This window comes from Pseudomonas sp. TWP3-1, assembly GCF_049896625.1.
Classification (GTDB): Bacteria; Pseudomonadota; Gammaproteobacteria; order Pseudomonadales; family Pseudomonadaceae; genus Aquipseudomonas.
The window spans coordinates 71792-93629 of record NZ_JAFCUQ010000011.1 but is presented as its reverse complement, the minus strand read 5'-3'; the positions used below and the strand labels follow the sequence as shown (position 1 = coordinate 93629).

At 60.8% G+C, this 21838-nt stretch carries 25 protein-coding genes; 11 read left to right on the top strand and 14 right to left on the bottom strand.

What is annotated here, in order from left to right:
* Nucleotides 1-68: 68 nt before the first annotated feature.
* Nucleotides 69-392 (top strand): multidrug transporter, encoded by a 324-nt coding sequence (locus tag ACP7BN_RS16460; RefSeq protein ID WP_426205270.1) that lies wholly within the window; start codon nt 69-71, stop codon nt 390-392.
* Between the two features lie 150 nt (nt 393-542).
* Here the strand turns inward: ACP7BN_RS16460 and ACP7BN_RS16455 are convergent, their stop codons facing one another.
* From ACP7BN_RS16455 to ACP7BN_RS16435, 5 genes are all read right to left on the bottom strand, one after another.
* Nucleotides 543-794, bottom strand: coding sequence for a YfhL family 4Fe-4S dicluster ferredoxin (locus ACP7BN_RS16455; protein ID WP_420647379.1), 252 nt, complete (start codon nt 792-794; stop codon nt 543-545).
* Nucleotides 795-896: 102 nt separating this feature from the next.
* Nucleotides 897-1376, bottom strand: coding sequence for a pantetheine-phosphate adenylyltransferase (gene coaD / locus ACP7BN_RS16450; RefSeq protein WP_123426410.1), 480 nt, complete (start codon nt 1374-1376; stop codon nt 897-899).
* A 115-nt stretch (nt 1377-1491) separates the two neighbouring features.
* Entirely contained in the window at nt 1492-3087 is a 1596-nt protein-coding gene (locus ACP7BN_RS16445; RefSeq protein WP_426205269.1) for a GMC family oxidoreductase N-terminal domain-containing protein, read from the bottom strand.
* Between the two features lie 41 nt (nt 3088-3128).
* On the bottom strand, nt 3129-3674 hold the full coding sequence (locus ACP7BN_RS16440) for a twin-arginine translocation pathway signal protein (RefSeq protein ID WP_426205268.1): 546 nt from the start codon (nt 3672-3674) through the stop codon (nt 3129-3131).
* A 24-nt stretch (nt 3675-3698) separates the two neighbouring features.
* Nucleotides 3699-5129 (bottom strand): coniferyl aldehyde dehydrogenase, encoded by a 1431-nt coding sequence (locus tag ACP7BN_RS16435; RefSeq protein WP_426205267.1) that lies wholly within the window; start codon nt 5127-5129, stop codon nt 3699-3701.
* Between the two features lie 147 nt (nt 5130-5276).
* Between ACP7BN_RS16435 and ACP7BN_RS16430 the strand changes: the two genes are divergently transcribed.
* On the top strand, nt 5277-5948 hold the full coding sequence (locus ACP7BN_RS16430) for a TetR/AcrR family transcriptional regulator (RefSeq protein ID WP_426205266.1): 672 nt from the start codon (nt 5277-5279) through the stop codon (nt 5946-5948).
* A 28-nt stretch (nt 5949-5976) separates the two neighbouring features.
* The gene (locus ACP7BN_RS16425; protein WP_426205265.1) at nt 5977-6831 is read left to right on the top strand and encodes a sulfurtransferase; all 855 of its coding nucleotides are present in this window, start codon (nt 5977-5979) and stop codon (nt 6829-6831) included.
* Here ACP7BN_RS16425 and ACP7BN_RS16420 read toward each other — a convergent pair.
* The 4 genes from ACP7BN_RS16420 to ACP7BN_RS16405 all read right to left on the bottom strand — a co-directional run bounded on the left by ACP7BN_RS16420 (nt 6750) and on the right by ACP7BN_RS16405 (nt 11327).
* Nucleotides 6750-7817, bottom strand: coding sequence for a hydrolase (locus ACP7BN_RS16420; protein WP_426205264.1), 1068 nt, complete (start codon nt 7815-7817; stop codon nt 6750-6752). The genes ACP7BN_RS16425 and ACP7BN_RS16420 overlap by 82 nt on opposite strands.
* A gap of 63 nt (nt 7818-7880) precedes the next feature.
* Nucleotides 7881-8492 (bottom strand): 16S rRNA (guanine(966)-N(2))-methyltransferase RsmD, encoded by a 612-nt coding sequence (rsmD, locus tag ACP7BN_RS16415; RefSeq protein ID WP_426205263.1) that lies wholly within the window; start codon nt 8490-8492, stop codon nt 7881-7883.
* Nucleotides 8492-9979, bottom strand: coding sequence for a M16 family metallopeptidase (locus ACP7BN_RS16410; RefSeq protein ID WP_426205262.1), 1488 nt, complete (start codon nt 9977-9979; stop codon nt 8492-8494). The genes rsmD and ACP7BN_RS16410 overlap by 1 nt, the downstream gene beginning before the upstream one ends.
* Entirely contained in the window at nt 9972-11327 is a 1356-nt protein-coding gene (locus ACP7BN_RS16405; RefSeq protein ID WP_420647369.1) for a M16 family metallopeptidase, read from the bottom strand. Before ACP7BN_RS16405 ends, ACP7BN_RS16410 begins: the two co-directional genes overlap by 8 nt.
* Before the next feature lie 344 nt (nt 11328-11671).
* On the opposite strand from ACP7BN_RS16405, the gene ftsY reads away from it, so the two are divergent.
* The 4 genes from ftsY to rpoH all read left to right on the top strand — a co-directional run bounded on the left by ftsY (nt 11672) and on the right by rpoH (nt 15912).
* Nucleotides 11672-13252 carry a signal recognition particle-docking protein FtsY gene (gene ftsY, locus ACP7BN_RS16400; protein WP_426205261.1) on the top strand — a complete coding sequence of 527 codons (1581 nt, stop codon included), beginning with the start codon at nt 11672-11674 and terminating at the stop codon, nt 13250-13252.
* Complete coding sequence (gene ftsE, locus ACP7BN_RS16395) at nt 13249-13920, top strand: cell division ATP-binding protein FtsE (protein WP_095057385.1); 672 nt, start codon at nt 13249-13251, stop codon at nt 13918-13920. The genes ftsY and ftsE overlap by 4 nt, the downstream gene beginning before the upstream one ends.
* A complete protein-coding gene (gene ftsX, locus ACP7BN_RS16390; protein WP_426205260.1) occupies nt 13917-14942 on the top strand; it encodes a permease-like cell division protein FtsX in 1026 nt (341 codons plus the stop codon). The genes ftsE and ftsX overlap by 4 nt, the downstream gene beginning before the upstream one ends.
* Before the next feature lie 115 nt (nt 14943-15057).
* Nucleotides 15058-15912 (top strand): RNA polymerase sigma factor RpoH, encoded by an 855-nt coding sequence (gene rpoH / locus ACP7BN_RS16385; protein WP_420647366.1) that lies wholly within the window; start codon nt 15058-15060, stop codon nt 15910-15912.
* Nucleotides 15913-16060: 148 nt separating this feature from the next.
* Here rpoH and mtgA read toward each other — a convergent pair whose 3' ends face one another.
* Entirely contained in the window at nt 16061-16783 is a 723-nt protein-coding gene (gene mtgA, locus ACP7BN_RS16380; RefSeq protein WP_426205259.1) for a monofunctional biosynthetic peptidoglycan transglycosylase, read from the bottom strand.
* Between the two features lie 74 nt (nt 16784-16857).
* On the opposite strand from mtgA, the gene ACP7BN_RS16375 reads away from it, so the two are divergent.
* The 4 genes from ACP7BN_RS16375 to trmB all read left to right on the top strand — a co-directional run bounded on the left by ACP7BN_RS16375 (nt 16858) and on the right by trmB (nt 19099).
* The gene (locus tag ACP7BN_RS16375; RefSeq protein WP_420647364.1) at nt 16858-17229 is read left to right on the top strand and encodes a DUF423 domain-containing protein; all 372 of its coding nucleotides are present in this window, start codon (nt 16858-16860) and stop codon (nt 17227-17229) included.
* 79 nt (nt 17230-17308) lie between these two features.
* Complete coding sequence (gene thiS / locus ACP7BN_RS16370; RefSeq protein WP_426205258.1) at nt 17309-17509, top strand: sulfur carrier protein ThiS; 201 nt, start codon at nt 17309-17311, stop codon at nt 17507-17509.
* Nucleotides 17510-17569: 60 nt separating this feature from the next.
* Nucleotides 17570-18364 (top strand): thiazole synthase, encoded by a 795-nt coding sequence (locus tag ACP7BN_RS16365; protein WP_426205257.1) that lies wholly within the window; start codon nt 17570-17572, stop codon nt 18362-18364.
* A 9-nt stretch (nt 18365-18373) separates the two neighbouring features.
* Complete coding sequence (gene trmB / locus ACP7BN_RS16360) at nt 18374-19099, top strand: tRNA (guanosine(46)-N7)-methyltransferase TrmB (RefSeq protein WP_420647361.1); 726 nt, start codon at nt 18374-18376, stop codon at nt 19097-19099.
* 132 nt (nt 19100-19231) lie between these two features.
* Here trmB and ACP7BN_RS16355 read toward each other — a convergent pair whose 3' ends face one another.
* The 4 genes from ACP7BN_RS16355 to ACP7BN_RS16340 are packed head-to-tail and all read right to left on the bottom strand — an operon-like array spanning nt 19232 to nt 21820.
* Nucleotides 19232-19555: a DUF3392 domain-containing protein gene (locus ACP7BN_RS16355; protein ID WP_008083808.1), complete on the bottom strand. Its 324-nt coding sequence runs from the start codon at nt 19553-19555 to the stop codon at nt 19232-19234.
* A gap of 35 nt (nt 19556-19590) precedes the next feature.
* The gene (gene hemW / locus ACP7BN_RS16350; protein WP_426205256.1) at nt 19591-20796 is read right to left on the bottom strand and encodes a radical SAM family heme chaperone HemW; all 1206 of its coding nucleotides are present in this window, start codon (nt 20794-20796) and stop codon (nt 19591-19593) included.
* Entirely contained in the window at nt 20793-21389 is a 597-nt protein-coding gene (gene rdgB / locus ACP7BN_RS16345; protein WP_426205255.1) for an RdgB/HAM1 family non-canonical purine NTP pyrophosphatase, read from the bottom strand. The genes hemW and rdgB overlap by 4 nt, the downstream gene beginning before the upstream one ends.
* Nucleotides 21386-21820: a DUF4426 domain-containing protein gene (locus ACP7BN_RS16340; RefSeq protein WP_426205254.1), complete on the bottom strand. Its 435-nt coding sequence runs from the start codon at nt 21818-21820 to the stop codon at nt 21386-21388. The genes rdgB and ACP7BN_RS16340 overlap by 4 nt, the downstream gene beginning before the upstream one ends.
* Nucleotides 21821-21838 lie beyond the last annotated feature (18 nt).

The following is a 21838-nucleotide window of genomic DNA, read 5'->3' as shown; positions in this document are numbered from 1 at the left end:
GCAAACGGCTGAAAAAGTCCTACGGTCTATAGTGAGTTGTCTCACTGTTCAGCCCGAAGGATCGCGCCATGAAGTCCTTGCCAGTCCTGTTTGCCGCAATGCTGCTGTGTTCCAGCCTGATTGCTCAGGCCACGCCAAGCGGCAGCGGTGATCCGCGTTACACCATCCAAAATCCCCCGGCTTACGCCATGCTCGGCGACTTGCTGATTGCTCGACCTTTACTGGTAGCGGCAACGGTGATCGGTGCGGGGGCGTTTGTCGTGTCGCTGCCGTTTACCGCGCTGGGTGGCGGGATTGGCGATGCGGGACAGGCGTTGGTGGTCGAGCCGGCGAAAGCGGCTTTTGTGCGGTGTCTGGGCTGTATCGGGGAGGGGTTTGAGCAACGCGAGTGAGCTGATCGGGTTTTGTGGTGTTGCTGAAGGCCCCATCGCGGGCAAGCCCGCTCCCACAGGGTCCCGTGTAATACATAAATTTTGTGAGCACCACAAATCTCTGTGGGAGCGGGCTTGCCCGCGATGGCGTCGGAACAGACGCCGAGGGATTCAGGCCTTGCCGGTAATCTTGTGGTATTTCTCCAGCAACTGTTCAGCAGTCTCCGGATGCGCTTCGTCCAGCGGAATGCAATCCACCGGGCAGACCTGCTGGCACTGCGGCTCGTCGTAGTGGCCGACACACTGGGTGCACAGGTTCGGGTCGATCACGTAGATCTCTTCGCCTTGGGAGATCGCGGCGTTCGGGCACTCGGGTTCGCAGACGTCGCAGTTGATGCAATCGTCGGTGATGATCAGGGACATGCTTGCTCCAGCCGGGGCGCATGGCCCGGGCGCTATCTATCAATGCGCGCAATTGTGCCGCATTGACGCCCGCAGTGCACGCGGGCGCCGTTTCAACGGTCGCTACTTCTTGAAGCGTTGGGTCAGCGCGTCAGCCACCACCGGGTGCACGAACTTGGTGATATCGCCGCCAAGCGCCGCAATTTCCCGCACCAGCGTCGAGGAAATGAACGAGTAACGCTCGGACGGGGTGAGAAACAGGCTCTCGACGTCCGGGGCCAGTTGGCGGTTCATGTTGGCCAGCTGGAATTCGTATTCGAAGTCCGACACCGCGCGCAGACCACGCAGGAACACGTTGGCATTCTGCTCTTTGGCGAAATGCGCCAGCAGCGTCGAGAAGCCGACCACTTCCACGTTCGGCAGGTGTTTGGTGACCTCGCGAGCCAGTTCCACCCGTTGTTCCAGCGGGAACAGCGGGTTTTTCTTCGGGCTGGCAGCGACGGCAATGATCACGTGATCGAACAGGCGCGAGGCGCGTTCGACCAGATCGCCATGGCCCTTGGTAATAGGGTCGAAGGTACCTGGGTACAACACTCGGTTCATCGCGTCGTCCTGGCGGGAGTCCGTTGGGGAGTCGGATGGTATCGCAGCCGTCCCGGTCGGGAAAGTCGCCTGTTGGGTAAGAAAGCACTATAGACGTCAGGAATTTTCTGCTTTTTCACGAATTTCTCAGCCGTTCGGCGAGGGACGTCGCCAGTTGCGCCGTCAACCCGTACACGGACAACTGCGGATTGGCGCCGATGCTGGTGGGGAACAGTGAGCCGTCGTGGATCGACAGATTGCGCAGTTGATGATGGCGACCGAGGCTGTCAGCGACAGCGGTTTTCGGGTCTTCACCCATCGCGCAACCGCCCATGACGTGGGCGCTGCCCAGACGCGTGCGATACAGCTCAAGGCTCAAGCCGTCGATCAAACTGCGGGCCTCGGCCAAGCTGTTCACGTAACGCGCGTCGGCGTGCATCGGCATCACTGCTTTGGCGCCGCCAGCGAACTGGATCTCGGCCATGCTGTGAAAGGCCCGGCGCAAACCGTCCCAGGCGTAGGGTGAAACCTGGTAATCGAGGACCGGCGACCCGTCGCCGCGCAGTTCGACGCTGCCGCCCGGACTGTCCGGATGAAAGCCGTCGCGCAGCAACGCGAGCATGGCGTGGGTGTGCGGCAGGTCGGCCATGTGCCGTGCGCTTTGCTCGCCGAAACCACCGAGCAATGTGGCGGCGAGCGCCGGGTGCAGCGGCGGCACTTCGAGTTTGTAGGCCATGTGCCCGGTGGCGCCGTCCTTCCACTGGAAATGGTCGGAGTAGATCGACTGCGGCGCGCCGTAAAACGGGTTGATCACCTCGTCGAACAGCGCGGCAGACATGTTCACCAGATGCAGAAAAGTGCGCTTGCCCAAGCTTTCGTGCGGATCTGGCGCATCCGAACGCAGCAGCAACGCCGGGCTGTTGATACCGCCACCGGCCAGCACGTAATGCCGCGCTTTGACCGTGATCGTGCGGCCGGTCGGTTCGACACAGCGCTCGTCCATCGCCACGCAGTGCAGGCCGGTAACCTTGTCGCCGCTGATCAACAGCTTTTCGGCGCGCGCCAGGTAAAGCAGTTCGCCGCCCTTTTCCAAAGTAGCGGGAATGGTCGTGACCATCATCGATTGCTTGGCGTTGGTCGGGCAGCCCATGCCGCAGTAGCCGAGGTTCCAGCAGCCGCGCACATTGCGCGGGATCACGTGCCAGCTGTAGCCGAGTTGCTCGCAGCCTTTGCGGATCACGTCATTGTTGGCGTTCGGCGGCACCATCCACGGCGCGACGCCGAGGCGTTGCTCCATTTTCTCGAACCACGGTGCCATTTCGGCGACGCTGTGGCCTATGACGTTGTGCTCCCTGGCCCAGTGGTCGAGGGTCGGTTCCGGAGTGCGAAAGCTTGAGGTCCAGTTGATCAGCGTGGTGCCGCCGACCGCGCGGCCTTGGAGGATGGTGATCGCGCCATCCTTGCTCTGGCGGCCGATGCCTTCCTGATAGAGGCTGCTGTAGGCCTGATCCTCCAGCATCTTGAAGTCGCTGCTGGTCTTGAGCGGGCCTTCCTCGATCAGCAGCACTTTGTAGCCAGCGGCGCTGAGGATTTCCGCTGTGGTGCCGCCACCGGCACCGCTGCCGATGATCGCAACGTCGGCTTCCAGCGTCAGGTCGTCGGTGAGTTGCGCGCCGTTGTAGGTTTTCCAGCCACGGGCGAGGCCTTCGCGGAACGGGTCAGGTACGGGCATCGATCAGATTCTCTTATTATTTTTGGAGTGCGGCGCAGCTGTTAAACAGTCGGCGGGCCGGGATAAGCGCAATGCGCCCAGGATTCGCTGCGGGCGTACCAGGCCATCATGACCATTTGCAGCAATGAGCTGTGGCCCATGCGCAACAGGCCCAATGAGCTGTTTTGCCAGCGCTGGAGAAAATGCCGCATCGCGTCGGAGCTGGCGTTTTCCCAACTGCCCCAGATTCCGGTCAGTGGCCCGCGCGTGACGGCCATGCCGAGCACGTCGAACAACTGCCGTGTGAGCTTGAGCATTTCCGGCGACAGGTGGTCGAGGCTGCGATCCAGAGATTTCAGCGTGCCATCGACGGCCGCAGGCATGGCCGCGCTGGCCACGGCACCTTCAAGCATCACCGGAATCAACGCACGCAGAAACAGCAGATCGCCGCTGCGTAACGTGACAAAACCATTGGCCGCGACGTTCGACGAGCAGCCGCTGAGGCTGGCACCAAGGCCAGCGGTGGCGAGAAACGCGCTAGCGCCGAGGCTGAATTTCAGCAGGCCACGGCGCGACAGTGCAGGTGTTTCGGTCAGGCTTGGGTGCATTATTTTTATTACCCGGCGGCGACGTTAACGAATGAACAGTTTCTGGATCAGCTTCTGAATGGCTTTGCCGTAAGGCGGATAAATCAATTTGGCCGCGTTGAAGCGCTGTTTGACCAGCACGCCTTTGGCCTTGCTGAAGGTCAGAAATCCTTCGTGGCCATGGTAGTGACCCATGCCGGAAGGGCCGACGCCGCCGAACGGCATATCGTCCTGCGCCACATGCAGCAGCGTGTCGTTGAGGCACACGCCGCCGGAATGGGTTTCGTGCAACACGCGCTGTTGTTCGCGTTTGTCGTAGCCGAAGTAGTAAAGAGCCAGAGGTCGTGGCCGCTTGTTGATGTAAGCGAAAGCCTGATCGAGATCCTGATACGGCACGATCGGCAGCAACGGGCCGAAGATTTCGTCCTGCATCACCAGCATCTCGTCGCTGACATTCAGTAACAGGCTGTGGGCCATGCGTCGGCCCTGTCCCTGAGCGAACAGCGGAATCAGCAGCGCACCCTTGCTGGTGGCGTCGCTCAGGTAACTGCTGAGCCGCGCCAGTTGGCGATCATTGATGATTGCCGTGTAGTCCGGGTTGTCGGCGAGCGTTGGATAGAACCCGCGTACGGCCTGTCGATAGGCTTCGACAAAGGCGCCGACGCGGTCTTCCGGCACCAATACGTAGTCCGGCGCCACGCAAGTCTGCCCGGCGTTGAGGGTCTTGCCGAAGGCGATGCGCTCGGCGGCGTCCTTCAGCGGAACATCGCGGGAGACGATGGCTGGCGACTTGCCGCCCAGCTCGAGCGTCACCGGTGTGAGGTTTTCCGCCGCCGCGCGCATCACGTGTTTACCGATGCTGGTAGCGCCGGTGAACAGCAGGTGATCGAAGCGCAACCGCGAGAAGGCCACGCCGATATCGGCCTCGCCGAGCACCACGCAAACCAGATCTTCGGGGAAGATCCGCCCCAGCAATTCCTTGAGCAACAGGCCGGTGGCTGGGGTCGATTCGCTGAGTTTGAGCATCACCCGGTTGCCCGCCGAGAGCGCCCCGACCAGCGGGCCGATGGCCAGAAACAGCGGGTAATTCCACGGCACGATGACGCCGACCACGCCCAGCGGCTGGTAAATCACTTTCGCCGATGCTGGCTGAAAAGCGATCCCTACCTTGCGTCGCGACGGCTTCATCCAGCCTTTGAGATTGCGGCTGGCGTAGTGGATACCGTGCAGACTCGGCATCAGTTCGGCGAGCAGCGTTTCATCGGCGCTGCGGTGGCTGAAATCGGCGCTGATCGCCTCGACCAAGGCTTGCCGTTCATTGCTCAACAGCTCACGCAGAGACTTGAGCCATTGCTGGCGTTGCGCGGCGGGCGGCATCGGGTTGGCGGCGTAGGCGGCCCGTTGCGCATCGAACTGACGGTTGAGTTCTTCCAGCGGCTGTTGCAACGTTTGCAGGTAGGCAATTTCGGCAGTCATCGTCGGCTCCGGTTTTTGTTGTAATGATGAACTTTTTAGAGTCGATGCTCTAGAAAGTCAAATGACTTCCTTGCGCGCGATGGTTTTATCCAATTCCGGATAGGTCGTAAGATGCCCCTCAACGCACTCTGAATTAAAGCTCAAGCCATGGCCCCACGGATCAAAACCAGCGAGCGCATCGTGCAGAACAGCCTCGAACTGTTCAATCAGCAGGGCGAGCGCAGCATCAGCACCAATCACATTGCTGCCCACATGGAGATTTCTCCGGGCAACCTGTACTACCACTTCCCCAACAAGCAGGCGATCATCGCCGTGCTGTTCAGTGAGTACGAAAGCCTGGTGGACAGCTTTCTGCGCCCGCCACAGGGCCGCCCGGCGACGGTCGAGGACAAGCGCTTCTACCTTAAGGAGTTGCTATCGGCGATGTGGCGCTACCGGTTTCTGCACCGCGACCTTGAGCACTTGCTTGATAGCGATTCGGAGTTGGCCGCGCGTTACCGGCGCTTCTCTCAGCGCTGCGTAATCCAGGGCGCGGCGATCTATGAAGGCTTCGTCGCCGCCGGGATCCTGAAAATGGATCGGGTGCAGATTGAATCGCTGACGCTCAATGCGTGGATCATCCTCACCTCGTGGGTACGTTTTTTGTGCACCACCCGCGAGAACTCCAATCACCTCAGCGAGCAGGCCATCAAGCGTGGCGTGTATCAGGTGCTGGTGCTGGAAGCCGGGTTCGTCACCGATCAGGCGCGTGAAGCGGTCAATGCATTGTTTGAAGAATTCTACGTGCCGCTGGCGCAGGCCCTCGAAGACAAGCCGTAACCATTTACGCTCACAGGAGTCGTCCGCTATGCCGATTGCGCAACTGATCAGCCCGCAAGCTCTGGATGCCCGCAAGGATCAGCCGGGGTTGGTGATTCTCGATTGCCGCTTTGCTCTGGAAGATCCGGACTATGGCCAGCGCAGCTATGCCGAAGGGCATATCGCCGGGGCGAGTTACGCCGATCTTGAGCGCGACCTCAGCGGCAAGGTGATCAAGGGTGTGACCGGACGCCATCCGCTGCCCGAACCGGTCGAGTTGGTCGAGCGTCTGCAAGCGTTCGGCATCAATGCCGACAGCGACGTGGTGCTGTATGACGACGGCCCCGGTGCTTTTGCGGCGCGCGCATGGTGGTTGCTTGCGTGGCTGGGCAAGCGTGACGGCGTGTTGATTCTCGATGGTGGGCTCAAGGCCTGGCATGCGGCGGGTTTGCCGCTGAGCCTCGACGCGCCTTCCGGGACTCGCGGAAATTTCACCGGACAGCCGGACATGAGTTTGTTGCTCAGCGCCGAACAACTGCAGCAACGCCTCGGTCAGCCAGCGCTGACCCTGCTCGACGCGCGCGCACTGCCGCGTTTCAAAGGCGAAGTGGAACCGATTGATCCGATTGCCGGGCACATCCCCGGCGCGCAGTGCGCGGCGTTCAGCGACAACCTCGACAGCGACGGACGTTTCCTGCCAGCCGATCAGCTCAAGCAGCGATTCGCGGCGAAGCTCGCCGGGCGCTCGCCGAATGATCTGGTGGCATATTGCGGTTCCGGGGTGACCGCGTGCCACAACCTGTTCGCGCTGTGTCTTGCCGGTTATCCGCTGGGATCGCTGTACGCCGGGTCTTGGAGCGAGTGGATCAACGAGCCTGCGCGCGGTGTCGCCACCGGCGAATAAACGTCCGTCAGCCACTGGGGAATGCGTCTTTCAAGGTAATAACCTGGCTGACGCACGGTGCCGTCGACGAAGCCGACATGCCCGCCTTTGGCCTGCAGTTCAAACTGCGTCGACGCTGACAGTTCGCTGGCCTGCGGCAAGCTGTGCGGGAACACGAATGGATCGTCCGCCGCCTGAATGATCAGGGTCGGCGTGCGGATTTCGCCGAGGAAATAGCGGCTCGATGCGCGGCGATAGTAATCCTCGGCATCGACGAAGCCGTGCAGCGGTGCGGTGATCCTGCCGTCGAAATCCCAGAAGGTGCGCATGTTTTCCAGTGAGCCGAGCGCCGCCAGCGCGGCGAGTCCATCTTCACGACCGTCATGCTGGAACTGGCGTTGCTTGTTCTTGATGTAGGCGACCATCTCGCGCATGAAGTGCGCCTGATAGACCTTGGAAAAGCCTTGGCCGATTCGATCTGCACACTGGTCAAGACGAAACGGTACCGACACCGCCACCGCGCCGAGCACGCCACTGTCAGCACCGGTTTCCCCCAAATGCTTGAGCAACACGTTGCCGCCCAGCGAATAGCCGACTGCATACAGCGGCGCCAATGGCCGTTTGGCCTTCAGATGTCTGATCGCTTCGGCAAGGTCTTCGCTGGCGCCGGAATGGTAGCTGCGCGGCAGCAGGTTCGGCTCGCCCGAGCAGCCACGCCAGTTCAGCGCAACACTGGCCCAGCCTTGCGCGGCCAGTGCGGCCTGGATTCCGGCGATGTACGGCGAATTGGATGAACCGGTCAGCCCGTGCAACAGCAGCACCAACGGTGCTTCGGCGCTGTGCGGGCCGTGCCAGTCGAGGTCGAGGAAATCACCGTCGTCCAGCCACAGCCGTTCGCGCTCGCGATCAAGGTGTACGGTTTTGCGCCACAGCGGCCCCCACAAGGTTTGCAGGTGCGGATTGCCGAGGCCGAAGGCGGGGCGGAACGGATCTGAAGAAGGGGGCACGATTGTTCTCGATGCAGCGCGGTGCGCCTCGGTTGAGGCGCGCCGCTGTTTCAGGCCGGTCGGTTAACCGGCGATCTCTGCCGTACGTTGCCACAACGCGTAGTACACCCGCCCGGATTTCTGCTCGCGGTGCAGGCGCCAGTTGCCCGGCAGGCCGAGGGCCGATGGCGCGTTTTCACTTTCAGTGTAGATCCACGCATCCGGTGCCAGCCACTCGCGCTCTTCGAGCAGGGTGCACACGGCGGGCAGCAGGTTCTGGTTGAACGGTGGGTCGAGGAACACTAGATCGAACGCGCTGGCAGTCTGGGTTTCCAGATAGCGCAGGGCGTCGGCGGTCTGTACCTGACCTGTGGTGCAACGCAGGGTGCCAAGATGTTCTTTCAGGCTGGAGACCGCGATGTTGCTCGCGTCCAGTGCCTGGCCCATGGCTGCGCCGCGCGACAGCGCTTCAAGAAACAGCGCGCCGCTGCCGGTGAACGGATCCAGCACTTTGGCCCCGGCCACGTACGGCGCGAGCCAGTTGAACAGGGTTTCGCGCACGCGATCCGGCGTCGGGCGCAGGCCCGGCGCATCGGGGAAGCTCAGCTTGCGGCTGCCCCATTCACCGCCAATGATGCGCAGTTGATTCACGCCGTTGTGTACGTTGTGCACAGGTTTTTTTGGACGAGTAGCCATTAATGCTCCGGAACCCCGAGCGGTTGCTCGGCAGGTTTATCAGATGGGGCCGGTAACGGCTTTTGCGGCACGGTCGGGCCAGCGGTGACGATGACCAGTTTGTCCGTGCTCAGGTGTTTGTTCAGTGCGGTTTTGACCTGTTCGACGGTCAGGCTCTGGGACTGACGCATGAAGTCATCCAGATAGTTTAGCGGCAGGTTGTAGAAACCCATCGCGCCGAGCTGACCGACGATGTCGGCGTTGCTCGCGGTGGACAGCGGGAAGCTGCCGGCCAGTTCGCGTTTGGCGTCGTCGAGTTCTTTCTGGGTCGGGCCGGTTTTCAGGTAATCAGCGAGCACGTCCTGCACCAATTTCAGGGTGCCTTCGCTCATTTCCGCGCGGGTCTGCAGGTTGATCATGAACGGGCCGCGCGCCTGCATCGGGCTGAAACCCGAATACACGCCGTAGGTCAGGCCGCGCTTCTCGCGCACTTCGCTCATCAGCCGCGTACCGAAACCGCCACCGCCGAGGATCTGGTTGCCCATCGACAACGCCGCGTAGTCCGGGTCGTCACGGTCGATGCCCAGTTGCGCGATCATCAGGTTGGTCTGTTTCGATGGAAACTCGATGTGGCCGACGCCGGCTTTCGGTTCAACCGGATCAGCGATTTTCGCCAGCGCCGGGCCTTTCGGCAGGGCAGCCGAGATCTGCTTGGCAATCGCTTCGGCATCGGCGCGGGACAGATCGCCAACCAGCGCAATCACCGAGTTACCGGCCGCGTAGGCCTTGGCATGGAACTCACGCAGTTGCGCCAGAGTGATCTTCGGCACGCTTTGCGCGCTGCCATCGCTGGAATGCGCGTACGGGTGATCGCCGTACAGACGCTTCATCAGTTCGAGGCTGGCGAGTTTGCCGGGGTTCTGTTTATGATATTCAAAACCGGCGAGCAGCTGATTTTTGATGCGCGCGAAGGAATCGTCGGGGAAGGTTGGCTGACCGACCACGTCGCTGAACAGCTTCAGCGCCGGTTCACGTTGCTCAGGCGCACTCAGGCTGCGCAGCGAGGCGAGGGCCATGTCCTTGAATGCGCCGTTGCCGAAATCGGCACCGAGGCTTTCAAAGCCTTCAGCGATGGCGCTGACGTCTTTGCCCGCCACGCCTTCGTTAAGCATGGCGTTGGTCAGCACCGCCAGACCCGGCGCATTGCCGTCCTGGCTGCTGCCGGCGGCGAAGATCAGGCGCAGGTCGAACATCGGCAATTCGTGGGCTTCAACGAACAACACCTTGGCGCCTTCGGCGGTGTTCCAGGTTTGCACGTCGAGCTTGCGGCTGCTTGGCGCCTTGCCGTCGAGTTCGGCCAGCGATTGCAGTTTCTGGCTCGACTTGGCCTTGTCCAGCGCTTCGCTGGCGGTGCTTTTGTCGCTTGGCACCAGGTAGAACGCGGCGGCGCCGATTACTGCGACGGCGATCAGGCCGAGCAGCAGGCGTGGGGTTTTGCGCTCACTCATGAGGCGTCTCCAGTGGCAGAACATGGGCGACGCTGAGACGTTCGCGGGTGAAATACAGCTTGGCGGCGTTCTGGATGTCTTGCGGGGTCACGCTTTCCAGATCGGCGAGTTCGGTGTCCATCAGCTTCCACGACAAACCAACGGTTTCCAGTTGGCCAATGGCGGTGGCCTGGCTGGTGATCGAATCACGCTCGAACACCAGACCGGCAATAACCTGAGCGCGTACGCGTTGCAGTTCTTCGGCGGACGGCGCGGTGGTTTTCAGCTGCTCGAGCAGTTTCCACAGGCCGGCTTCAGCCTGAGCCATGGTTTTTTTCTTCTGGGTGTTCGGTGTGGCGGACAAGGTAAACAGGCTGTCGCCACGGGTGTAGGCGTCGTAGCTCGACGAACCGCCGGACACCAGCTCTTCGCCACGCTCCAGTTGAGTCGGGATGCGTCCACTGTAGCCGCCATCAAGCAGCGCCGAAATCAGGCGCAATGCGTTGACCGAGCGTTTGTCTTCGGCGGTAGCGATGCTCGGCACGTTGAAGCCAAGCATCAGGCTCGGCAACTGCGTCTGCACATGCAGAGTGATTTGGCGTTCGCCGGGCTCGGCCAGTTCCAGCGGTTGCTTGGCTGGCGGCACGTCGCGCTTGGCGATGGGGCCGAAGTAACGCTGGGCAAGGGTTTTGACTTCGTCCGGGGTCACGTCGCCGACCACCACCAGTGTGGCGTTGTTCGGCACGTACCAGGATTGGTACCAGTGACGCAGTTCTTCGACCTTCATCCGGTCGAGGTCGGCCATCCAGCCGATGGTCGGCGTATGGTAGCCGCTGGCCGGGTAAGCCATGGCTTTGTAGCGCTCGTAAGCCTTGGACATCGGTTTGTCATCGGTGCGCATGCGGCGCTCTTCCTTGATGACTTCGATTTCCTTGGCGAACTCGTCGGCTGGCAGGCGCAGATTGGCCATGCGGTCGGCTTCGAGTTCGAAGGCCACACCCAGACGGTCACGGGCCAGCACTTGGTAGTAAGCCGTGAAGTCGTCGCTGGTGAAGGCGTTTTCTTCGGCGCCAAGATCGCGCAGGATCAGCGAGGCTTCGCCGGGGCCAACCTTGTCGCTGCCCTTGAACATCATGTGCTCAAGCGCGTGGGACAGACCGGTCTGGCCCGGGGTTTCGTAACTGGAGCCGACCTTGTACCAGATCTGCGAAACCACCACCGGTGCGCGATGATCTTCGCGCACGACGACCTTCAAGCCGTTGTCGAGGGTGAATTCGTGAGTCGGTTGCGGGTCGGCTGCCAAGGCCGAAAGGGGCAGGCAGACTGTGCTGAGCAGCAGGCCTGCGGCGCGGCGGGCTAGAGCATTCATTCGTTTTTAAACCTGTTGGGCTGCCCGCTTGGTCTTAGCGTCAGCGGGCGAGAGGGTGCTAGGATACTGATCCGTTTTACTGGCGGCCACGCCTATGAGTCCACTTATCGGTCTATAGGTTGTACGGGTTACCGGCAGAAGCTTTGAGTTTCTCAGCTAAACTCGGCGTTTTCGCCGACGATGCCGCTCCAGTCCTTCGTATTTACAGACCTTTGAGGTGCCTGTGGCGCCTCGACAAAATGTTGCGCGTGAACAAGCTGAGTGAATAACAGTCTGTTCTGCATCGAATATTCAATTGCCGGGGCGCCCATGGGCGCGTCGCCACCGTGAGATAGCCGTCCTCCATGTTTGGTTCCAACGACGACAAGAAGACCCCAGCTGCGGCTGGCGAGAAGAAAAGCCTGTTCGGATGGCTGCGTAAGAAACCGCAGGAACCCGTCGTCGAACAGCCGCCTGCGATTCCTGAGCCAGCTCCTGAGCCTGCTCTTATAGAAGAAGCGCCGGCGCCGGTTGTGCTGCCGATTACCGAGCCAGTGTTGCAACCGGTGGTCGCGGCAGAGCCTGAGCCTGGAGTGGCCGCCGAGCTGCCGCTGACGCCAGTTGCCGAGCCTTGGTTGACCTTGCCGGTGGCGGAAGAGCCAGTGGCGCTGGTTGAAGAAGCTGCACCGCATGTGACGCCGACGATTCCTGCGCCAGTGCTTTTTACACCTGAGCCGATTCCGGAGCCAGTCGTTGAGGCCGCGCCTGTTATCGCCGAGCCTGAGCCGGTTGCCCCGGTTGCCCCGGTTGCCCCGGTTGCCCCGGTTGCCCCGGTTGCCCCGGTTGCCCCGGTTGCCCCGGTTGCCCCGGTTGCCCCGGTTGCCCCGGTTGCCCCGGTTGCCCCGGTCGTCGAAGTGCCTGCGCCTGCACCACTTGTCATCGCTGAGCCGGTGGTCGTTGCAATTGAAGCGCCAGTGGAGTCTGCCGCCGAAGCGCCGCGCACCGAGGAAACCAAGGCCGGCTTCTTCGCCCGTCTCAAGCAAGGCCTCTCGAAGACCAGTGCCAGTATTGGCGAGGGCATGGCGAGCCTGTTCCTCGGCAAGAAAATCATCGATGACGAGCTGCTCGACGACATTGAAACCCGCCTGCTGACTGCGGACGTTGGTGTCGAAGCCACTTCGGTGATCATTCAGCGCCTGACGCAGAAGGTCGCCCGCAAGGAGCTGGCCGACGCCGACGCACTGTACAAGTCGCTGCAAGCCGAGCTGGCGGCGATGCTCAAACCGGTCGAGCAACCGCTGAAGATTTCCTCGCAGACCAAGCCGTTTGTGATTCTGGTGGTTGGCGTCAACGGCGCCGGCAAGACCACCACCATCGGCAAACTGGCGAAGAAGCTGCAACTGGAAGGCAAGAAAGTCATGCTGGCCGCCGGTGACACCTTCCGTGCTGCCGCTGTCGAGCAATTGCAGGTGTGGGGCGAGCGCAACAAGATTCCGGTGATCGCCCAGCACACCGGCGCCGACTCGGCTTCGGTGATCTTCGACGCCGTGCAAGCCGCCAAGGCCCGTGGCATCGATGTGTTGATCGCCGACACCGCCGGTCGTCTGCACACCAAAGACAACCTGATGGAAGAACTGAAAAAGGTTCGCCGGGTGATCAGCAAGCTCGATGCGGATGCGCCGCACGAAGTGCTGCTGGTGCTTGACGCGGGCACTGGCCAGAACGCCATCAATCAGGCCAAACAATTCAACCAGACCGTCGAACTGACCGGCCTGGCGCTGACCAAGCTCGATGGCACCGCCAAGGGCGGGGTGATTTTCGCCCTGGCCAAGCAATTCGGCCTGCCGATCCGCTACATCGGTGTCGGCGAAGGCATCGACGATTTGCGTACATTTGAAGCAGAACCCTTTGTCCAGGCATTGTTTGCCGAGCGGGAGCGTGCATGATTCGTTTCGAACAGGTCGGTAAGCGCTACCCGAACGGTCACGTCGGCTTGCATGAGCTGAGCTTTCGAGTGCGTCGCGGTGAGTTCCTGTTTGTCACCGGCCACTCCGGTGCCGGTAAATCCACGCTATTGCGTCTGCTGCTGGCGATGGAACGTCCGACCAGCGGCAAATTGCTGCTCGCCGGGCAAGACCTGAGCACCATCAGCAACGCGCAGATTCCGTTTCTGCGTCGGCAGATCGGTGTGGTGTTCCAGAATCACCAACTGCTGTTTGATCGCACGGTTTTCAACAACGTCGCGCTGCCATTGCAGATCCTTGGGCTGTCCAAAGCCGAAATCGCCAAGCGTGTGGATTCGGCGCTGGAGCGCGTGGCGCTGTCGGATAAAACCGATCTGTACCCCGGCGACTTGTCCACCGGACAGCAACAGCGCGTCGGCATTGCCCGCGCCATCGTCCACCGTCCGGCCCTGCTGCTGGCGGACGAACCGACCGGTAACCTCGACCCGCGGCTGGCGGCGGAGATCATGGGCGTGTTCGAAGACATCAACCGTCTGGGTACCAGCGTATTGATCGCCAGCCACGACCTGGCGCTGATCGCACGCATGCGCCATCGCATGCTGACCCTGCAACGCGGCCGATTGATCGGCGACGGGGAGGCTGCGGAATGAGTGCGACACGTAGCCCCAAGGTTTCCGAGCGCGTGGCCCCGAAGGCCGCCGATCCGCAACCGGCGAAGAAGAAAAAACACGACGATGATGACGGCCCGGACTTCGCAACGCTGTTCCGCGCCTGGGTCGAAAGCCATCGCGCCAGCCTGCTCGACAGCCTGCGTCGTCTCGGCAAACAGCCAATCGGCAGCTTCTTCACGTGCATGGTGATGGCCGTTGCGCTGAGTTTGCCAATGGGCCTGTCATTGCTGCTGAACAACGTCGAACGTCTCGGCGGTTCGTGGCAGCGTGCGGCGCAGATTTCGTTGTACCTGCAACTGGATGCGAGTCCGGAGCAGGGCGAGAAGCTGCGCGAACAGATCAAAGGCATGCCTGGCGTTTCTGATGCTGAATATGTCGGCAGTGATCAGGCGCTGGAAGAGTTTCAGCAACAGTCCGGACTGGGTGAAGCCCTGCGCGAGCTGCCTGAGAACCCGTTACCCGGTGTAGTTCTGGTGACGCCGAACGAAGTCGACAAGACCACGCTGGAAGCATTAAGACAAAAACTTTCCGAGCTGCCCAAGGTACAGCAGGCGCAACTTGATCTAGTCTGGGTCGAGCGTCTGGCCGCCATCCTCAAGCTCGGTGACCGTTTTGTCTTCGGTCTGACGGTGCTTCTGGTGTCTGCATTACTTTTGGTGATAGGCAATACCATTCGTCTTCATATTGAAAACCGCCGCACCGAGATAGAAGTGATTAAACTCGTCGGCGGCACTGACAGCTATGTGCGGCGTCCTTTCCTTTATATGGGCGCACTGTATGGCTTCGGTGCGGGGATGTTGTCCTGGGGTGTATTGGCGTTTGGTCTGGACTGGCTGAACGATGCGGTGGTTGGCCTGGCCGGTTTGTATGGCAGTGATTTCGCGCTGGCCGGAGTGCCAGTTGCCGACGGTCTGTCGCTCTTGCTTGGCGCGGTGCTGTTGGGTTATATCGGTGCATGGATTGCAGTCGCACGCCACCTCAGGGAGCTGGCGCCGAAGTAGAATCTTTTTTGCGCGTGATTGACCTCACGGTTTTTTAGGGAACTCGTACTTGAATTCCCGGTCAATTTTTCGCAGTGCTGAGAAGCACGAGTATGTAAGTCGGAGGTTTTTTCGTATGACCAATTCTTTGCAACCTGCGTACGCGTTGGTTCCAGGCGCAAACCTGGAAGCCTACGTGCACACCGTCAACAGCATTCCATTGCTGACGCCGGAGCGGGAGCGTGAACTGGCCGAGAGTCTCTATTATGAGCAGGATTTGGGGGCGGCTCGGCAGATGGTGCTCGCCCACCTGCGGTTTGTTGTACACATTGCCCGTAGCTACAGCGGTTACGGTCTGGCTCAGGCTGACCTGATCCAGGAAGGCAACGTCGGCCTGATGAAGGCCGTCAAGCGTTTCAACCCGGAAATGGGCGTGCGTCTGGTGTCCTTCGCGGTGCACTGGATCAAGGCTGAGATTCACGAGTTCATCCTGCGCAACTGGCGGATCGTGAAAGTCGCGACCACCAAGGCTCAGCGCAAGCTGTTCTTCAACCTGCGCAGCCAGAAGAAGCGTCTGGCCTGGCTGAACAACGAGGAAGTCCACCGTGTGGCGGAAAGCCTCGGTGTCGAGCCGCGTGAAGTGCGTGAGATGGAAAGTCGTCTGACCGGTCATGACATGGCCTTCGACCCGGCTGCAGAAGCCGATGACGACAGTGCTTTCCAGTCGCCGTCCAACTATCTGGAAGACCACCGGTATGACCCGGCCCGTCAACTGGAAGATGCCGACTGGAGCGACAACTCCAATCACAACCTGCACGAAGCATTGGAAGTGCTGGACGAGCGCAGCCGCGACATCCTCTACCAGCGCTGGCTGGCGGAAGAAAAAGCCACGCTGCATGACCTGGCGCAGAAGTACAACGTGTCTGCCGAGCGTATTCGTCAGCTCGAGAAGAGCGCGATGAACAAGCTCAAGTTGTCGATCGCCGCATAACCGGCGCATCGGCAATAAAAAACGCCCCGATCATCACTGATCGGGGCGTTTTTTTTGTGCGCGTATTTCTGGGGCTGCACCAATCCCTGTGGGAGCTGGCAAGCCAGCTCCCACAGGGATTTCGAAAGTTTGGAAGATGTGTGCCCGGCTATTGGGTCCAAGGCGCTCGCCGCGAATCGTTAAGCGTCAGCAAATAGCTGTCCCCACCCAACTGGCTCATCTGCTGCCGAATCCACCCGGCCCGGCGCGACACATAACCGGTCGGATGGCTTGCACTCCACACCCGTGGGTTCGGCAGTACCGCCGCCAGATAACTCGCCTGCTGCCGTGACAGTGACTTGGCGCTCACGCCAAAGTGATGTCGCGCTGCCGCTTCTGCGCCAAACACGCCGTCATCCCACTCGACGCTGTTCAGATACACCTCGAGAATCCGCTGCTTGGGCCAGAACACTTCGATCAGCGCGGTGAACCAGGCCTCCAGACCTTTGCGCAGATAGCTGCGACCCGACCACAAAAACAGATTCTTCGACACTTGCTGACTCAAGGTGCTGGCGCCGCGAATCGAACCGCCCAACTCGTTGTGCGCCAGTGCCGCCTGAATCGCGCGCAGATCAAAACCCCAGTGCTCAGGAAATTTCTGGTCTTCGCCGGCAATCACCGCAACTTTCAGGTCATCGGAGATTTCATCCCAAGGCTTCCAGCTACGTTGCAGATCAATCGGCTCGCCATCAACCCACGATTCAATTTTGCGCTCGACCATCAGCGCGGTGCCCGGTGGCGGCACAAAGCGAAACACCAGCACCAGCAATACGCTGCCGCCCGCGAACCAGAGCAGGGCCTTGATGAAACGACGAAAAAATAAACGCAGCATAGAGATGGCTTGGCCGAACCCGTGGAGCGGGCCATTATACAGACCCTGCCGACCGAGTCTGACTGGAGTTCCAAATGCTGCGTGGCTTTCTGATGCTGGCCGCTTTTTTCGGTTTCACTGGCGTCGCTCTTGGCGCATTTGCCGCCCATGGCCTGAAAAATCGCCTGACGCCCGAGTATCTGGCGATCTTCCACACTGGCGTCACCTATCAACTGGTGCACGCACTCGCGCTGTTTGGCGTAGCGCTGCTGGCCACGCAGATTCAGGGTCGGCTGATCACTTGGGCAGGGATTTCGTTTGCCGTCGGCATCCTGCTGTTCTCCGGCAGCCTGTACCTGCTGACCACCATCGGCATTGGCAAACTCGGGATCATCACCCCGTTCGGTGGCCTGGCATTTCTGATCGGCTGGATATGCCTCGGCCTGGCCGCCTGGCGTTTGCAGTAACCGCTTGACGCTTGGTGCTGACCTTTGGGTCATGAACGGGCTAGAATGCCAGCCCCTAAAAATGATGGCGGCATCCGGCATGCGCATTCAGTTGAACGGCGAATCCCTTGAACTGCCCGACGGTGAAACCGTTGCGGCCCTGCTGACCCGTCTGGATCTGACCGGACGCCGGGTGGCGGTCGAACTCAATCTGGATATCGTCCCGCGCAGCCAGCATGCCGAGACTGCATTGAACGACGGCGATAACGTCGAAGTGGTGCACGCCATCGGCGGTGGCTAATCATCCGGCCTGCATCTGCCGAGCATTCTGCAAGACCCTCACCCCAACAGAGGATTTCCCATGAGCATCGTTCGTAGCGACAAGCCTTTTGTACTGGCCGGTCGTACTTACCAGTCGCGTCTGCTGGTCGGTACCGGCAAGTACCGTGACATGGAAGAAACCCGCGTGGCCATCGAAGCCTCGGGTGCCGAAATTGTCACGTTCGCCGTGCGCCGCACCAACCTTGGCCAGATCAAGGGCGAGCCGAACCTGCTCGAAGTGTTGTCGCCGGATCGCTACACGTTCCTGCCGAACACCGCCGGGTGCTTCGATGCGATCGAGGCCGTGCGCACTTGCCGCCTGGCCCGTGAGCTGCTCGATGGGCACAATCTGGTGAAGCTGGAAGTGCTGGCCGACCAGAAAACCCTGTTTCCCAACGTGATCGAAACCCTCAAGGCCGCCGAAGTGCTGGTCAAGGAAGGTTTCGACGTGATGGTTTACACCAGCGATGACCCGATCATCGCCCGGCAACTGGCGGAAATCGGCTGCATCGCGGTGATGCCGCTGGCCGGTCTGATCGGTTCGGGTCTGGGCATCTGCAATCCGTACAATCTGCAGATCATCCTCGAAGAAGCCAAAATTCCCGTGCTGGTGGATGCTGGTGTTGGTACTGCTTCCGACGCCACCATTGCGATGGAGCTGGGTTGCGATGCGGTGCTGATGAACTCGGCACTCGCCCACGCGCAGCAGCCAGTGATGATGGCTGAAGCCATGAAACACGCGATCGTCGCGGGCCGTCTGGCCTACCTCGCCGGCCGCATGCCGAAAAAACTCTATGCCAGCGCCTCTTCGCCGCTGGATGGTCTGATCAAGTAAGAGCTACTGATGACTGAATCGAACGACACGCCAATCCAGACGGAAGAAGGCGACGAGCGCCAACACCGCCGCATCAAGAGTTTCGTGATGCGCGCCGGGCGCATGACCGAAGGCCAGCAGAAAGGTCTTGATCAGGGCACGCCGCTGTTTGTGCTGCCACTGGCCGATGCGCCAGTCGACTACGATCAAGTGTTCGGCCGCTCGGCGCCGCGCTCGCTGGAAATCGGTTTCGGCATGGGCCACTCGCTGCTGGAAATGGCCGCCGCTTCGCCGGAGCAGGATTTCATTGGCGTCGAGGTGCACCGTCCGGGTGTCGGCGCGCTGCTCAACGGCGTGCTGACGCAAGGCCTGACCAACCTGCGGGTCTACGATTGCGATGCGATCGAAGTGCTCAACCGCTGCATCGCCGACAACAGCCTTGATCGTCTGATGCTGTTCTTCCCCGATCCGTGGCACAAAAGTCGCCACCACAAGCGTCGCATCGTTCAGGCGTCCTTCGCTGAGCTGGTGCGCAGCAAGCTCAAAGTCGGCGGTATTCTGCACATGGCCACCGACTGGGAACCGTACGCCGAATACATGCTGGAAGTGATGAACGTCGCTCCGGGCTATCGCAACCTCGCCGAAGACGGCAAGTGCGTGCCACGCCCGGCCGAACGCCCGATCACCAAGTTCGAACGCCGCGGCGAACGACTGGGCCACGGTGTGTGGGACCTGAAGTTCGAAAAACAATCCTGATTCCAGGATGTAGATGAACCTGTGGGAGCGGGTTTGCCCGCGATGAGGCCATAACATTCAACATTTTTTGTCGACTGTTATGCCGCCATCGCGGGCAAGCCCGCTCCCACAGGTTTTTGTGGTGGATACAATTCAGCGGCGGTCAGCGACTACGCCGATAAGCACCAGCACCACCAACAACACCGGGGCCAGGCTGTAGTTGTTGAACTGGCTCAAGCCTTTGATCACCCACGGCGTGGCGTAGATCAGCGCCGCGCCGCTGCCGATCAGGCACAGCAGCGCCATCAGTGGCACGCGCAGGGCGCCGGCGATGCTGCCCAGGCGTTGCTCGACCCAGCCTTTGAAGTCGGCGCCGAACAGCACCAGCAGGCAGCCGACCAGCGCCAAAGCGATTTCCGAAAGGTTGCTGCGGCTCCAGCGGGACACGGTGGCGAGCAGGTCGAGAATCAAATCCATGGGTTTTTCCTTAGGGCTGCCGTTCGGCGTTGGGCTCAGCTCAGAAATTTCTGCAGCAAGTCGTTGAGGAACAGTTGTCCGCGCTCGGTGGCCGCCAGACGTGACGGTTCGACCTGCAACAGGCCGCTTTGTTCTGCCTCGCGCCGGTGTTCGTCGAGGCTTTCCAGCGACAGGCCGGTGCGTTCCGGGTACAGGCGCGATTCGACGCCAGCAGTCAGGCGCAGTGCGTTCATCAGAAACTCGAACGGCATTTCGTCATTGGTCAGGGCTTTCTCGCCCGCCTGATAATGCTTGGCCGGGTTGAGATAGTCCTTCGGCAGACGCGTCTTCCAGGTACGCACAATGCGCCCGTTCGGATGGCTGAGTTTGCCGTGAGCACCGGCGCCAATGCCGATGAAATCGCCGAAGCTCCAGTAATTGAGATTGTGCCGCGCCGCGCGACCGGGCTGGGCATAAGCCGAAACCTCGTACTGCGCGTAGCCGTGCTCGGCCAGCAGCGCTTGCCCGGCCTCTTGAATGTCCCACAGCGTGTCGTCTTCCGGCAGCACGGGCGGCTGGTTCCAGAACACTGTGTTCGGTTCCAGCGTCAGTTGATACCAGGACAAGTGTGTAGGATTCAGCGCGATGGCCTGGCGCAGATCACTCAAGGCGTCGTCCAGTGACTGGTTGGGCAAGCCGTGCATCAAGTCCAGATTGAAGTTATCGAACCCGGCCTGACGTGCCATGCCAGCAGCACGCACCGCTTCGGCACCGTTGTGAATCCGCCCGAGCGCTTCAAGTTTTTCCTGCTGAAAGCTCTGAATACCAATCGACAGGCGATTGATGCCCAGCTTGCGGTACGCGACGAATTTTTCTTGTTCGAAGGTGCCGGGGTTGGCTTCCAGGGTGATTTCGATGTCATGAGCAAACGTGATGCGTTGTTCAACACCTTTCAACAGCCGCCCAAGCGCTTCGGCGCTGAACAGGCTTGGCGTGCCGCCGCCAAAAAAGATCGAACTCAACTCGCGCCCGTAGACCGCGTGCAGATCCTGATCGAGATCGGCGAGCAGCGCGTCGACGTATTCCTGCTCCGGCAGCACCGGGCTGGCGGTGTGCGAGTTGAAATCGCAATACGGGCATTTGCGTACACACCACGGGATGTGGATGTACAGCGCCAGGGGCGGCAGCGTTGTGAGCGGTGCCCGAGGCGAGGAGGCGGCGCCGCCAATGATCAGCGACGACGCGGAGGAATCGTGAGTCATTTCAAGCCCAGACGCTGGCGCAGCAGAACCATTGCACGGGCGCGGTGGCTGATCTGGTTCTTGTCGGCCGGGCTCAGTTCGGCGCTGGAAACTTCGCGCTCCGGCACCCAGAACAGCGGGTCGTAGCCGAAACCGTGATCGCCACTGGCGGCGGTCAGAATGCGCCCGTGCCACAGGCCTTCGCAGAGGATCGGCAACGGATCGTCGGCATGTCGCACCAGTGCCAAGACGCAAACGAACTGCGCGCCGCGCTCGGCTTCAGGCACATCTTTCAAGGCATCCAGCAATTTGGCGTTGTTCGCCGCATCGCCTTTACCGTCGGCATAGCGTGCCGAGTAGATGCCCGGCGCGCCGCCGAGAAAATCCACCGCCAGGCCCGAGTCATCGGCCAGCGCCGGCAACCCGGAGATGCGCGCCGCATTACGCGCCTTGAGGATCGCGTTTTCGACGAACGACAGACCTGTTTCTTCCGGCTCCACGCTGCTGAATTCGCCAATCGAGCGCAGTTGCACCGATTCGCCGAGCATGGCCTGGAGTTCTTTGAGTTTGCCGGCGTTATGGCTGGCCAGTACGAGTTGTGTGAGGTTCATCATTCGCCGGGGAAAAGTTCCTGGTTGAAATTGATGGTGTCGATCTTGTCGCCGGTCTGCACTTTGATCTCAAAAGTGCGCACTTCCTGCTGCTCGACCGGGTATTGGGCGATGTAGTAGATCGCGCCTTGTTCGGTGATCTGGCGGAAGGTCAGCGGCACGCTCTGGCTGGTCAGGTCTTTGACCGTGCCAGTCACCTGCGCGATGACTGGCTTGCCAGCCTTGATCACCGAGACGTTGATCACGCCTTGATTCTTGCTGCGGATCAGCTCGGCAGCCTTGGCGATGTCCGGCGTCAGAAACGTCGAGTTGAAGGTGTTGTAGTGCACCGTCACGTCGCCGAAGGTTTGCTTGCGCTCGCCCTTGATCACGTCGGCGGCCATGGCACTGATGCTCAGGCAAGCGGTTAACACGAACAACGCTATACGACCCATGATCTCTCTCCTCGAAAT

Excerpts from the sequence above, each read along its gene's own strand:
- hemW (WP_426205256.1), bottom strand. The coding sequence starts at position 20,796 with ATGACTCACGATTCCTCCGCGTCGTCGCTGATCATTGGCGGCGCCGCC.
- rdgB (WP_426205255.1), bottom strand. The coding sequence starts at position 21,389 with ATGATGAACCTCACACAACTCGTACTGGCCAGCCATAACGCCGGCAAA.
- ACP7BN_RS16430 (WP_426205266.1), top strand. The coding sequence starts at position 5,277 with ATGGCCCCACGGATCAAAACCAGCGAGCGCATCGTGCAGAACAGCCTC.
- ftsY (WP_426205261.1), top strand. The coding sequence starts at position 11,672 with ATGTTTGGTTCCAACGACGACAAGAAGACCCCAGCTGCGGCTGGCGAG.
- rpoH (WP_420647366.1), top strand. The coding sequence starts at position 15,058 with ATGACCAATTCTTTGCAACCTGCGTACGCGTTGGTTCCAGGCGCAAAC.
- rsmD (WP_426205263.1), bottom strand. The coding sequence starts at position 8,492 with ATGGCTACTCGTCCAAAAAAACCTGTGCACAACGTACACAACGGCGTG.
- ACP7BN_RS16455 (WP_420647379.1), bottom strand. The coding sequence starts at position 794 with ATGTCCCTGATCATCACCGACGATTGCATCAACTGCGACGTCTGCGAA.
- mtgA (WP_426205259.1), bottom strand. The coding sequence starts at position 16,783 with ATGCTGCGTTTATTTTTTCGTCGTTTCATCAAGGCCCTGCTCTGGTTC.
- ACP7BN_RS16405 (WP_420647369.1), bottom strand. The coding sequence starts at position 11,327 with ATGAATGCTCTAGCCCGCCGCGCCGCAGGCCTGCTGCTCAGCACAGTC.
- ACP7BN_RS16445 (WP_426205269.1), bottom strand. The coding sequence starts at position 3,087 with ATGCCCGTACCTGACCCGTTCCGCGAAGGCCTCGCCCGTGGCTGGAAA.
- thiS (WP_426205258.1), top strand. The coding sequence starts at position 17,309 with ATGCGCATTCAGTTGAACGGCGAATCCCTTGAACTGCCCGACGGTGAA.
- coaD (WP_123426410.1), bottom strand. The coding sequence starts at position 1,376 with ATGAACCGAGTGTTGTACCCAGGTACCTTCGACCCTATTACCAAGGGC.
- ACP7BN_RS16365 (WP_426205257.1), top strand. The coding sequence starts at position 17,570 with ATGAGCATCGTTCGTAGCGACAAGCCTTTTGTACTGGCCGGTCGTACT.
- ACP7BN_RS16425 (WP_426205265.1), top strand. The coding sequence starts at position 5,977 with ATGCCGATTGCGCAACTGATCAGCCCGCAAGCTCTGGATGCCCGCAAG.
- trmB (WP_420647361.1), top strand. The coding sequence starts at position 18,374 with ATGACTGAATCGAACGACACGCCAATCCAGACGGAAGAAGGCGACGAG.
- ACP7BN_RS16435 (WP_426205267.1), bottom strand. The coding sequence starts at position 5,129 with ATGACTGCCGAAATTGCCTACCTGCAAACGTTGCAACAGCCGCTGGAA.
- ACP7BN_RS16340 (WP_426205254.1), bottom strand. The coding sequence starts at position 21,820 with ATGGGTCGTATAGCGTTGTTCGTGTTAACCGCTTGCCTGAGCATCAGT.
- ftsX (WP_426205260.1), top strand. The coding sequence starts at position 13,917 with ATGAGTGCGACACGTAGCCCCAAGGTTTCCGAGCGCGTGGCCCCGAAG.
- ACP7BN_RS16410 (WP_426205262.1), bottom strand. The coding sequence starts at position 9,979 with ATGAGTGAGCGCAAAACCCCACGCCTGCTGCTCGGCCTGATCGCCGTC.
- ACP7BN_RS16440 (WP_426205268.1), bottom strand. The coding sequence starts at position 3,674 with ATGCACCCAAGCCTGACCGAAACACCTGCACTGTCGCGCCGTGGCCTG.
- ACP7BN_RS16460 (WP_426205270.1), top strand. The coding sequence starts at position 69 with ATGAAGTCCTTGCCAGTCCTGTTTGCCGCAATGCTGCTGTGTTCCAGC.
- ACP7BN_RS16355 (WP_008083808.1), bottom strand. The coding sequence starts at position 19,555 with ATGGATTTGATTCTCGACCTGCTCGCCACCGTGTCCCGCTGGAGCCGC.
- ftsE (WP_095057385.1), top strand. The coding sequence starts at position 13,249 with ATGATTCGTTTCGAACAGGTCGGTAAGCGCTACCCGAACGGTCACGTC.
- ACP7BN_RS16375 (WP_420647364.1), top strand. The coding sequence starts at position 16,858 with ATGCTGCGTGGCTTTCTGATGCTGGCCGCTTTTTTCGGTTTCACTGGC.